9 protein-coding genes are annotated in these 12,639 nt (G+C 44.1%); all 9 read right to left on the minus strand.

The features are described 5' to 3' along the window. Positions 1-166: 166 nt before the first annotated feature. Positions 167-1,462 (minus strand): hypothetical protein, encoded by a 1,296-nt coding sequence (locus AC1EK1_RS05240; protein WP_480305974.1) that lies wholly within the window; start codon positions 1,460-1,462, stop codon positions 167-169. Beyond that, positions 1,459-2,817: a zinc-dependent metalloproteinase lipoprotein gene (locus tag AC1EK1_RS05245; protein WP_480305976.1), complete on the minus strand. Its 1,359-nt coding sequence runs from the start codon at positions 2,815-2,817 to the stop codon at positions 1,459-1,461. Before AC1EK1_RS05245 ends, AC1EK1_RS05240 begins: the two co-directional genes overlap by 4 nt. Before the next feature lie 89 nt (positions 2,818-2,906). Continuing rightward, positions 2,907-4,046 carry an iron-containing alcohol dehydrogenase gene (locus AC1EK1_RS05250; protein WP_480305977.1) on the minus strand — a complete coding sequence of 380 codons (1,140 nt, stop codon included), beginning with the start codon at positions 4,044-4,046 and terminating at the stop codon, positions 2,907-2,909. A 25-nt stretch (positions 4,047-4,071) separates the two neighbouring features. Beyond that, positions 4,072-4,293, minus strand: a complete 222-nt coding sequence (locus AC1EK1_RS05255; RefSeq protein WP_072518308.1) for a DUF2795 domain-containing protein — start codon at positions 4,291-4,293, stop codon at positions 4,072-4,074. Positions 4,294-4,429: 136 nt separating this feature from the next. Then, on the minus strand, positions 4,430-5,248 hold the full coding sequence (locus tag AC1EK1_RS05260) for a purine nucleoside phosphorylase I, inosine and guanosine-specific (RefSeq protein WP_480306096.1): 819 nt from the start codon (positions 5,246-5,248) through the stop codon (positions 4,430-4,432). Between the two features lie 34 nt (positions 5,249-5,282). Next, positions 5,283-6,572 carry an amidohydrolase gene (locus AC1EK1_RS05265; RefSeq protein ID WP_480307264.1) on the minus strand — a complete coding sequence of 430 codons (1,290 nt, stop codon included), beginning with the start codon at positions 6,570-6,572 and terminating at the stop codon, positions 5,283-5,285. Further along, positions 6,553-7,938 (minus strand): dipeptidase, encoded by a 1,386-nt coding sequence (locus AC1EK1_RS05270; protein WP_480305980.1) that lies wholly within the window; start codon positions 7,936-7,938, stop codon positions 6,553-6,555. Before AC1EK1_RS05270 ends, AC1EK1_RS05265 begins: the two co-directional genes overlap by 20 nt. 347 nt (positions 7,939-8,285) lie before the next feature. Further along, the gene (locus tag AC1EK1_RS05275; protein WP_480305981.1) at positions 8,286-10,661 is read right to left on the minus strand and encodes a transglycosylase domain-containing protein; all 2,376 of its coding nucleotides are present in this window, start codon (positions 10,659-10,661) and stop codon (positions 8,286-8,288) included. Between the two features lie 219 nt (positions 10,662-10,880). Further along, on the minus strand, positions 10,881-12,560 hold the full coding sequence (locus tag AC1EK1_RS05280; RefSeq protein ID WP_480305982.1) for an Rne/Rng family ribonuclease: 1,680 nt from the start codon (positions 12,558-12,560) through the stop codon (positions 10,881-10,883). Positions 12,561-12,639: the final 79 nt, after the last annotated feature.

Raw genomic sequence — 12,639 nt, forward strand, 5'->3', positions numbered from 1 at the left:
CACGCCCCTCCGAGGTGGGATTGAGGGTTAGCCCAATCTTTAATGTCCCAGTCGCAGTATAGGGGAGGTCGCTATTGACTACTAGGGTACCTATGGTTGGTGGGGTGCTTTCACATCCAAAGAACATGAAAGAGAGTAGTATAATACTCCACCAATTTTTCATACTTTACAGAAATGAAAAAAAGTCTATTAGAGGCTTGGTAGGTAGACAGCTATACAACGTGACGGTCAAATCCATGCATAGCAGGCATATATAGACTAAAAATATATTGGCGTATGCCAGCTTGCTATAGCTTTTTCGATACAACTGATAAACAGTGGTGAGCATAGCAAGAAATATCAAAAGCATCATCGTAACCGTAATGCCATTATATTGATTCAGAATGACGGTTAGCGTTTTTGCTTGCTCTCCAATAAGGTCACTGCATGTTGCGAACCCCATGAATGCTAGCAGTAATCCTAAACAAATGCAAGCAGCGAGGATATTTAGTAGCCAAGTAAAATACACCAATTGAGGGCGATTACTTTTTGCCAAATAGAAAAGAAGCTCTGCCGCTAGCATCCCTAAAAAAGGATACGCCACAAGGGCTAAAAATTGGAACTCTTCAGATGAGTTGATGCCAAACATCAGTGAAACTACTGCCGTTACCGCTCCAAAAATGTGGTAGGGCGTTTTTCGCAATTCTTGGTTGGCAGTACGGGCTTGCTTCCACGGAATAAAAAGAACTAAAACACACCAGGGTAACAGTCCTATTAGAATTGATTGTAGGTTTCCAAATAAAGTCCATTGAGGCAATAGGTAATAGTTGCATAACGACCCTAGTTGCCAATAATACCATATTGCTGTTATCAAAAGTGTAGCCACAGCATAGCACAATGTAGATCTGAGGATAAACAATGTACGCTGTCCTCGTATCCACATATATAGTATAATAGTGGAGATAGGAATCAAAAGTATCCACGGACTGTGAGATAAGGTGGCCATACATCCCCATAGCACCGATGTTATTGGAGGAAGTGAGTTGTGACCCTTTTCAATCCAAGAATACATGCTATAAAGTGATAACAATAGAAATGCAACAGGGAAAATACTCCCTTCGAAAAATAGACTATGGCTGTGCAATCCTGCAAAAGTAAGCATCACAAATACTCCAAGCAAAGCACGCTCTATAGAGGTCTTTTGCCTAAAGAACGCAAAACTTCTCAAGATAATAAGAAAGTATGCAACAAGGGATGGCAATAGTGCCAAAGACGAAGTAAGTATGCCGTCGTTCAACCTGGCTAGAAAAGCTTTACAGCCATCCAGCAAGGGGCTGATACTATTCGTTATTGCATACTTTGGCTCAACGTCAGTAACAAATACCAAGGGAATCAAGTTGACAGCCCCAATAATAAGCAAAAGGAGTGCGTATTCGCGTGATGCCAGGTACTTGATGAATTGTGATCGTCTATGAGTTTTCATTTTAAGATTGTAGAACGACAAGTGGACACAACAGGAGTCGGCTCCATATCCGACCTTGTAGCGTGGGGAGGATCGGCTAGTTTTAGCCCGGGGATACACATGCTGTAGTATAGCACCTGGCGCACACGTTCTTTTTGTTGGAGCTCAAAGCGATCACCGTAAGTCCAGTCATAGTCCATGACATTTGTTGAGAGTATGTTTTGCTGAGCACAAGTAAAACGATTGAGCAACCCCGATATTTGTTCTCGGTTGAGTGCCCCTATACCACTTCGGATGATGATCTTGTTGTTTTCTTCGTACTTGTAACGATTGTAGCTAGGAGTATCACTACAGTAGTCCGTGTCTTCACAGGTGTTTTGCTCATTGTTTGTTAGTACCCCACTATCATCTTTCTTTTCTGAAAAAATATGGAATAGTCCGACGATGTGTCCTAGCTCATGCGCAATCGTCTGTATGGGAGCTCTTGATTGCAAGGGCAGGCGACGTTGCATCAGCGGTTCAAATACCTTGGCATTGATGACGGCACAATGATTGTAACTATCAAACTTACTTACCCTTTTATCAAAGTTCTTGAGCCCTGCAATCTGATTGTTTGTAGTTCCGTATGGAAGATGGGCTATCCCCAATGTGACGTAATTGCTGTCACCCTTTGTCGCAAATGGGAAAATAAAGACATTGACATAGTCGGTCACCGGATAGCTCATGGTATGGTATACTCCTCCCTTTTTGTCATTCATGACAAGTATGGGATCTACCTCACGTTCATTGATTTCGTGCCTAACTATACCAATTGGATTAAGGGTTTTCCCGCTTGGGTCCTTTGTGGCCAAGCTAAATTTCACATTGAGGTTAAGGAAGGGGCGGTGACCATATGCTGCATGCCTGAAAAATCCCCAATCTTGTGGTTCCTTAGGCATCCCCTCATAGATCTTGTTCACTTCCTCTATGATTTCCTGGAGCGTGCTACTATTGAGGGGAAAGTACTCCAGCCCCTCCGCTGGCTTGTTGTCTGCAACCAATTCTTTCTCATACTCTTTGTTGTATAAGACATGAAAGATTACCGGAATATTATACTGATACCTTTCGGCATCAACATCTCCATGTAGTTGAGTCACTTTAATAGAGATTGAGCTAGATGAGGTCGCAATACTTACCGTCCCGACTCTGTCTTTATTGGTCAGGTTGGGTTGCACTTTTATTGTCAGTTTCACTCGACCATTGGCTATACCCTGATCCATATTTGGTTGCAACCAACTGTCGTTTGTCGTGGCCTTCCAGTCCTCATTAGATGTGATAATGACCTTCAGAGTGTCTCCATCCTGTGAGGCTACGTGTTCTGTAATGTTCGCTGTCAAGCCTCCTATGTTAGTAGGTGGTGTACAGCGTCCTAAGAGGAGAATACACAGTCCCACAACGGACAAGAATATATAGAGATTTTTATAGGTCATAATCCTGAAGATATCCGAAGTACCCTACTGATCTTTTCAGGAGTAACAATCCCGTTTTCTCCTAAGGCATAACCTCTATCATAAAAACGTTGCTCAATTTCTTCAATGATGATAGGACTGATTTTGGCCTCTTTTATTGATGCGAATAGCCCCAAACTGTGAAAGAAATCTTTGATGCAATTGACAACCTCTTCAAATTTCGGAGTAATTAGTCCAAAAACGCGAGATCCGAGTTGCAGTACCTTCCTCTCTTTTTCAGGTCTCATCACCTGAATGAGTGCTGGAAGGATCATGGCTAAGGAAGCTCCATGGGTAGTTTCGGTAAGTGCGGTCAGCTCATGACCTATAGCATGTGTGGACCAATCTTGATCAACCCCCATTGACAAAAAACCATTTAGCCCAACAGTAGCCGAAAGCATATACTCACAAGCTACGTCATAGTCCTCAGGTGACTTGAGCCTTAAAGGAGCAAAGTCTAAGATATTCATGAGCAAGCCTTCGGATAGGCGATCCATGACACCGCTTTGTCCAGGGTAGGTAAGGTACTGCTCAAGAATATGCACGAAAGTATCAGCAATACCACAGGCAACCTGATGATCGGATAGAGTGTAAGTAAAAGTTGGATCCAATATGGAAAAACGAGGGAATTCGCTGTAAAATGAGAATTTTTCTTTTTTCGCTCTATTGGATATTACCGCTCCTCTATTCATCTCAGATCCGGTGGCGGGAACGGTCAGCACCGTTCCATATGGGAGTATGTCCGTGTATCGTTTCTGTTTTACGATCTCCCATCCAGACAAACTAGGAGTCTTGATCCCCGCTGCTATCAGTTTGGTCGCATCAAGCACTGATCCTCCACCCACTGCAATTAAGAATGTGCAACCACACTCTCGCCCATAGGCAATCGCTCGGTCAATGGTTGAGCAATCAGGGTTGGATTCTATTCCTCCAAATTCAAAAATAACTAATCCGCCTAGACAATCTTTCACCTGTTGCAGTATCCCGTTACGGATGACACTGCCCCCACCAAACGTGAGGAGAATCCGAGCTCCATTAGGTATTTGTCTACGAAGCTCTGAGAGACTTCCTTTACCAAATATTAGTCGGGTAGGGTTTTGGAAGGTGAAGTTGCGCATTTGTGTTTGCTAGCTAATCAGAGTTTTAGTACTCCTCTTCGTTAAAGAAAAAATCTTCTTTGCTTGGGTAGTCAGGCCATATCTCTTCTATGGAGTCATAGGTCTCGCCCTCATCCTCTATTTCCTGTAGGTTTTCAATAACTTCCATAGGAGCACAAGTTCTTTGTGCATAGTCAATAAGTTCGTCCTTGGTGGCTGGCCATGGTGCGTCATCCAGCTTGGAGGCTAATTCAAGTGTCCAGTACATATCTCAATCGCTTATTTTGGGTTGTGTAAAATATTGATATGCCCCGTTTGGGTATGCTACTCAAAACTACACGGCGTGCAAAAATAATGAAAACTAAGAGAATAACAAATGGCTTATTTCAAAACGATTGGTTCGTTCAATACAATGTTTTGATGAGTTCGGAAAACAAGCTACTCATACGCTCCGATGCCGCATTGGCTTGCTTGATTACATCGTCTCCATCGTTTTCATATCCTTCGGCTGTCGTAAAGCATTCGTTGGTAATAACGGACATTCCAAAGACTCTTATTCCTGCATGCCTAGCCACAATTACTTCTGGTACCGTACTCATCCCGATGGCATTTCCCCCGATTGTTTCCAAAAATCGGCATTCTGCTGGTGTCTCGTATGAGGGACCAGTCCATCCAATGTATACTCCTTCTTGTAGGGCTATTCCCTTACTAGCCGCTATTTTTTTTGCGGTTTCTATCAATTTCCCATCATATGGACGAGTCATATCCGGAAAGCGAACTCCAAATTCATCAACATTTGGACCGATCAGAGGATTGGGCAAAAGGTTGATATGATCATTGATAATCATTAGATCGCCGACTCTAAACTTGCGATCAAGACCGCCAGCAGCATTGGATACGAATAGTGTTTCAATACCGAGTAGCTTAAAGGCACGGACATGAAAGGTCACTTTATCCATCCCGTAGCCCTCGTAGTAGTGAAAACGACCTTGCATGGCGATGACAGGTGAACCATCTAGGGTGCCGATTATCATATTTCCCTTGTGCCCGATGGCTGTGGAAATAGGGAAGTTGGGAATGTCTCCATAGGGAATTATCTGTTTTGCCTCAATCCTGTCTGCCAGAGCTCCTAGTCCACTGCCAAGGGTAATAGCACACTTTGTCCCTTGCGGAACATATTGGCGTAGGTAGTCTGCCGCCTCCTTGTATTCACTATATTTCATCATGGTGTCTTGATTCCTTGTTTTTATGATAGGTTTATTTTTTACTTCTTTCAAAAAGATTGTGACAATGTTTCATGAACTGACTCCTTATCTCCTGCTCATTCTCCACCACTCGATCGTGCATCAGTATCGTGCCATCAACAATGGTTGTATTCACAAAGCTACCACTGGCCGAATAGACCATGTTGGATGTTAGGTTGTGAGTCGGGGTCATTTCGGGTACCGACAAATCTACTAGGCATAAGTCTGCCACTTTTCCTACAGCTATTTCACCACCATTAATTCTCAAGATTTCGTATCCACTTTTTGTGGCACTGTCAAAAATCTGCTGGGCTGATGCTACTTTCGGATCTCCTTCCCAAGCTTTTGCAAGGAGTGAGGCTAACCTCATGGCTGTGGTCATATCTAATGTATTGGAGCTAGAGCATCCATCTGTACCAATCCCTACCTTGATCCCTCGTTGGCGCATTTCGTTGTACCTAAACCTGAACCCACTCGCAAGTTTCATGTTGGAGGCTGGGTTGTGGACAGTGCTACAGCCGTTGTCTGCAAGCATTTGTAACTCTTCACTATCCATCCATAGTGAGTGAGCCAACACCAATCTTGGTGATAAAATTCCAAGTTTATTCAGATATCGAACAGGAGTGGTGCCATATAGACGGCAAGCGTCTTTCCACTCCGTGTATGTCTCACTTAGGTGGAGGTGAACCAAAAGATCGTGTTCAGCGGCAAACTGATGTGCATACTGCAGCTGTTTTCCAGACACAGTGTATATGGCATGTGGCCCTACCGAAAATTGCACTCGATCCGAAAAGCCTTGAAATAGTTCGTAGTAGTGGCTTAAGTTGTCCCGATCTATTTTAGCTCTTTGTTCATTTCCTCGGTCAAACATAGTGTACGAGAGCACTGCACGCATACCACTTTCCTCTACGGCTTGAGCGGTCGCTTCTGGATAGGTGTACATATCCAGAAAAGCAGTTGTCCCTGTTTTGATCATCTCCACGCAGGCCATTTTTGCCCCCCAGTATACGTCTTCAGGGGTGAGATGAGCCTCCACAGGCCAAATCATATTGTTCAGCCAATCCATCAAGTCTAGATCATCACCATACCCTCTGAAGTAGGTCATGGCAGCATGAGTATGGGTATTTGCCAGTCCTGGTATAGCAGCTTTGTCTGTTCCATCCAGAGTCAAGGCACCCTCTGTTGACTTCTTTGGCACCTTCCCAACGTGTGTAATTGTATTACCCTCTATAAGTATACTTCCGATCCTGTCATCTGGAAGTCGTACGTCTTTGATGAAGATTTTATTTTGATTGTTCACCATGTCCATATCTCACATAAAACTCAGCAACAGTCCTAATGCCGTTATAAAAATTGTCTAGAGGAAAGTTTTCGTTCGGGGAGTGTATGTCATCACTATTGAGGCCAAAGCCCATAAGGATACTTTTCACCCCCAGCACTTTCTCAAAGGTGCTGATGATTGGGATACTTCCACCACTACGCATAGCTATAGGCTTTACTCCATATGTGGCGGCGTAGGCCTCTTCTGCCACCTGATATGCTGGATGGGTCACAGGACACAAATAGGGCTTACCACCATGTAGAGCTTGGACCGTTACTTTCACTCCTTTTGGCGCTAGATCTTTTATGTACTTTGCCAAATCTTGCTCTATTTTTACGTGGTCCTGATTGGTGACTAGTCTGCATGATACCTTGGCGGTGGCCTCCGATGGCAAGATGGTTTTTGCTCCATCACCGGTGTATCCCCCAAAAATACCGCATAGATCTAGGGTGGGGCGACAAGTCAGTCGTTCAGTGACTGTATAGTCGAGTTCTCCAGATGTTTCGGAAATGCCAAGGTCTGCTTTGAAACCTTCTTCATCAAAAGGCACCTTGCTTATCATTTCTCTCTCTCTGTCGGATAGCTCTATGATATCATCGTAAAATTCAGGAATAGTAATCTTTCCCTTGGAATCAGTCAGTTGGCTGATCAGCGAGCAGAGAACATTGAGTGGATTGGCAATGGCACCACCGTACTTACCCGAGTGTAAATCTCGATTTGGTCCTTGCACCTTAATTTCCCAATAGCAAATACCTCTTAATCCAACGGTGATAGAAGGGATGTCTTTTGCAACCATTGCGGTGTCACTAACCAATATAACATCGCATGACAAAAGATCTCGATGCTCTTGGCAAAACGCTTCCAAACTAGGTGAGCCTATCTCTTCCTCTCCTTCTAATATAACCTTGACATTGCACCTCAAAAGACCAAGCTTATCAGCCACTTCAAACCCTTTGACTTGAGCCATGGACTGACCTTTGTCATCATCTGCACCACGAGCATATATGAGTCCATTCCTGACTTCTGGTTCAAATGCAGGAGAAATCCACTTGTCCACAGGATCTTCCGGCATCACATCATAGTGCCCATATACGAGGACAGTCGGTGCATCAAGTGAATAAATCTTCTCCGCAAAAACAACAGGGTTGCCGGCTGTCGGAATTATCCTGGAGTAGGACATTCCGCTTTTCAACAATAGATCAGCCCATAACTCTGCACAGTGCTGCATATCAGCGGCATGTTCTGGCTGTGAACTGACAGACGGTATCCGAATGAGCTTAAAAAGCTCTTCTAGAAAGTCTTCTTTATGCTTATCTATGTATTCTTGAATTGATGAGGATTTTCCCATGTTCCGTGGCAGATATAATAGGTCGCTATTGTATATTCCTTCTATACCAAAGATACACGATTTTGAGGAGAGTAGCGAATGATGGCGGGAGACAAATGCTCATGACGAGCTAGCCAATTGATTTCGAGTTAATTATTTTGCATTGTCCTCTGATATATTGTCATATACCTGTCTTAGTTTTAGTTCACCAATACTATCCTCCTCAATTTTATTCATTGCCAATGTTACTGTAGACATGGTGATGAAAATTTTATCCGACGTAGGACAAATTAGCTTACCCTTTCTTTGCTCTGACTTAAGTTCTACCAAGTGTGGTGTATCCCAAAAAGCAGAGGTTAGGGTATAAACTAATTAAATAGGTCATCAATTCCTTGTTGTACGGGAAGATGGTCATTGTGTTCTCCAGCGGATTGCTTGCAGGGGTCTTGATATTCAGGAGGTATTCCGAACTTTAGATCTTTGCCTATCCCAAGTGAATTGGCACGTTTTTCGAGCTCTTTGTCGTTGTATACTTTTTGGAAAAATTTAGCCACTATGGGTAAGGCAGTGTTTGCTCCTTGTCCCATGGCCATCCCGTCAAAATGGATTGATCGATCTTCACCTCCGACCCAGCATCCTGTTGATAGTCTGGGGGTGAAGCACATAAACCATCCATCAGATTGATTTTGGGTGGTTCCAGTTTTTCCTCCCATATCTGTGGTTATATTGTACCGGAATCGCATTCGGCTACCAGTACCTCCATTGAGTACACTCCGAAGCATGTGCAAAGTCTTGTAGCTCGCCTCTGCAGGTAATACTTCTATATGTCTGCCAGTAAACTCGGCAACCACATTTCCATACTGATCTTCAATATGGGTTACATAGATTGGCTCTGCACGAATACCGGCTGTTGCAAATGTAGAAAATCCGGAAACCATTTCTTTGACAGAGATGTCATGAGTTCCTAGGCATATGGACATTACAGGATCCATTTCACCAGTAATCCCGAAGCTATGGAGAAGATCTACAAATGCATATGGCGACATCTGACTCATCAGCCATGCCGTCACCCAGTTACTGGAGTTTTGTAACCCCCACTCAATGGTTACCATCTCTCCCACACGTTTTGCTCCCGCATTACGGGGGGTCCAAATGCTTCCGGACTCGGTCCGTATATGTGGCTGTACATGCATGACTTGGTCACAAGGTGTGAACCCTTCGTTCATTGCCATGGCATATAAATAGGGCTTCATGACAGAACCGACTTGTCGACGACCTTGGGTCACCATGTCGTACTGAAACGTTTTGTAGTCTACACCGCCCACATATGCTCGGACTTCTCCAGTTTGCACATCCATGGCCATAAATCCCGAACGCAGGAAGGATTTGTGGTACAGGATAGAGTCTTTTGGTGTCATCAGTGTGTCCTTTTGCAACTTCTCTCCATTTTTCCCATAGGTGAAGACAGTCATCTCTACTGGAGTGTCAAAACTTTTGGCAATTTCCAGCTCTGATGCTCCGGATTCTCGCATCGTACGGTACCGGTCACTAAGCTTGATAGATCGTTCTATTAGCTCACTACGTTCTTCCAATGTGATTTTACTTGAAAACGGTGCATACTTGCGACCCTTCTTTTCCCGGTCAAAAGCAGGTTGCAGATATCCGCCCAAGTGTTCTGCCATTGCGTCCTCTGCATGAGCTTGCATGCGAGCGTTGATAGTCGTATAGATTTTGAGACCGTCTGTGTAAATGTCGTAGAATTCCCCGTTGTTTTTTTTGTTTTTATGACACCATCCGTAGAGCGGATTGTTTTCCCACTCATACAAATCACGCTTGTAGTCCTCGATCTGCCAACCTCTGTAGTCTGACTTCCGAGGCTTTTCTGCCATCATAATAGTCCTGATATACTCTCGGAAGTATGGTGCTAATCCGTCTCTATGGCTTTGCCTATTGAATTTTAGTGTTACTGGCAGACTCTTGAGACTATCCGCTTCTGACCTAGTAAGGTAGTGTTGGTCGGCCATCAGGTCCAGAACGACGTTGCGACGATCACGTGATCGCTCAGGAAATCGCTTGGGGTTGTACAGAGAGGGGTTTTTGGCCATGCCAACGAGCAGCGCAGCATCCTCTGTCTTCAATTCTTTTGGAGTACTACTAAAGTAGGTAAGAGCCGCAGATTCTATTCCAACAGCTTGGTAGAGAAAGTCAAATTGGTTGAGATAAAGAGTGATGATCTCTTCTTTCGTATAAAAACGCTCCAGCTTAGTGGCAATAACCCATTCTATCGGCTTTTGTAAGGCTCGTTCCCATATGCTATTCGCTTTTGGAGAATAGAGTTGTTTCGCTAGTTGTTGAGTAATAGTACTTCCTCCTCCAGAGCTTTTATCTCCCAAAACAACCGTTTTGAACAATGCTCTATAGACACCACGGACGTCAATGCCTGAGTGATCAATAAATCGCTTGTCCTCTGTTGCAATCAATGCTTGGACAAGTTTTGGGGAAAGCTGGTCGTAGGTTACATATAGCCGATTATTATTGGCTCTCGCAAAAGTTCCGAGAGTTACGTTGTCCTCGGAGATTAATTGCGATGCATATTTGTCAATAGGGTTCTGGAGGTCTTCAATAGGTGGCATATAGCCAATTACACCTGTCGAAATCAGCAGAAAAACAGCTAGTGTTGCAAGTACTCCAAGACCGAATGTGGCCCAAAGAATCTGAAGCACTCTTTTCAAGCCTTTACTCATAAAAATATTTAGTGGTATAGTTATTTGCGTAATTTTGTCTCTTACTTTCGCAAGGTACGTACCACAAAGGTACCTATTTCCTTGAATTCAGTTTGCCAATACTCTACATCATGATGCTCACAACTCATGGTGACAAAAAGGAGCTTGAGGCGCATAGCACCTCAAGCTCTTCATAGGGTTGTCGTCATCTCCACAAGTGAGATGAGTTAAACTAGAAAGTTATTGGTCCAAATCATCAAGCTCTTCTTCTTTTTCTCTGCTGTCAGTCGCATCTTCAAGTATATGGGACAATTCGTTGTTGTCGTTGTCGTAAAACTCAAAGTCAAGTAGTCCGAGTGATTGGTCAGCTTGGACCGATATACCCTTCGTATATGCGCTCTTCCAGTTTGTGAGAATAGAACGACCGGCGATACCAAGGATGCCTCCTTTTCGAGCACAAATATAGGCAGCGACATATGGATGGACGTGTAGCTTAAACTTACGAATATTTTGCTCGGTAAGCGTCTTGATGTGTTGCTCTAGCGTATCCACAAAGAAAATGGAAGGCTGTACCTTGCCTGTTCCGAGACAAGTGGGGCAGGTCTCCTCTGTTTCGATGCGCATCGCTTGTCGCACGCGCTGGCGGGTAATCTGCATGAGACCAAACTTCGTAAGTGGAAGAATGGTGTGCTTGGCACGATCATTCTTCATGCACTCATTCATGTACTCAAAGAGTTTCTGCCTGTTGGCCGCCAAATTCATGTCAATAAAGTCGATCACGATTATGCCACCAAGGTCTCTTAGCCTGAGTTGGCGTGCGATCTCTTCGGCAGCGGAGAGGTTGACGTCTATGGCTGTGTCTTCTTGTTGCTTTGATCCTCTGGCTCTGTTTCCACTGTTTACGTCGATGACATGCATGGCCTCGGTTTGCTCAATGATGAGGTATGCACCCTGCTTGTAGGTTACCGATGTGCCAAAAAGGTGCTTGATCTGCTTTGAAATATTAAAGTGATCAAATATCGGCTTTTGTGAGTCATCGTAAAATTTGACGATATTTCCCTTGCCGGGGTCAATCAACTCAATGTACTCTGTTACTTCGGAAACCAGCTCTTTGTCGTTGATCCATATGTCTTTGAAGCCAGAGTTGTAGGTGTCTCTGAGGATACTTAGAGTTCGGCTAGATTCTTCATGGATTAGCCTTTTTTCATCGGCTAGCTTTTTGTTGCCTCCACGCTTACCTGCATTTGATGGAGAGGGAATGTTATTGAGGTTATCAATAGCTTTCTGCCACCTCTTGACCAGGGTTCGTAATTCGTGGTCTAGCTCTGCAACCTTCACTCCTTCTGCCGAGGTCCTGACAATAACGGAAACATTTTGAGGCTTTATGCTGAGTATTAGTTGCTTTAGCCTGTTGCGCTCCTCGTTGTTGCGGATTTTCTGTGATACAGAAACCTTGTCGGAATAGGGTATAAGAACCAAATAACGACCGGCAAATGATAGTTCGGATGACAATCGTGGCCCCTTTGTGGAAATGGCCTCTTTTGTTATTTGGACAATAACCTCATCGCCTTGTTTGAGTCGATCTGCGATAGACCCATCACGGTCAATCGGTTTTTCTAGTTTAACCCGCTCTGGAGAAAAGTTCTTCCCATATTTTCTTTGCGACGCCAAGAATGATTGTGCCGTGAGGAAACTGCTGCCCAAGTCTCGATAGTGGAGAAATGCCTCTTTGGTATGACCAATATCTACAAATGCAGCGTTGAGTCCCGGCATGACTTTCTTAACGGTGCCTAGGTAGATGTCCCCAACAGAGAAAGATATGTTTCGCTTCTCTCTCTGTAGCTCCACTAGGCGCCGATCCTCAAGGACTGCTATAGATACTTCCTTGGGACGAACGTCTATGATCAGTTCACTTTTCACGCGAGTTGTACTTAAAATAAAGGGTTGTTAAAGAATAGTAGCCCCGGTCGTATTACGACTCCCCATAAGCAGAGTCCTA

The sequence above is a fragment of the Porphyromonas sp. C0026D3 genome (assembly GCF_056590775.1).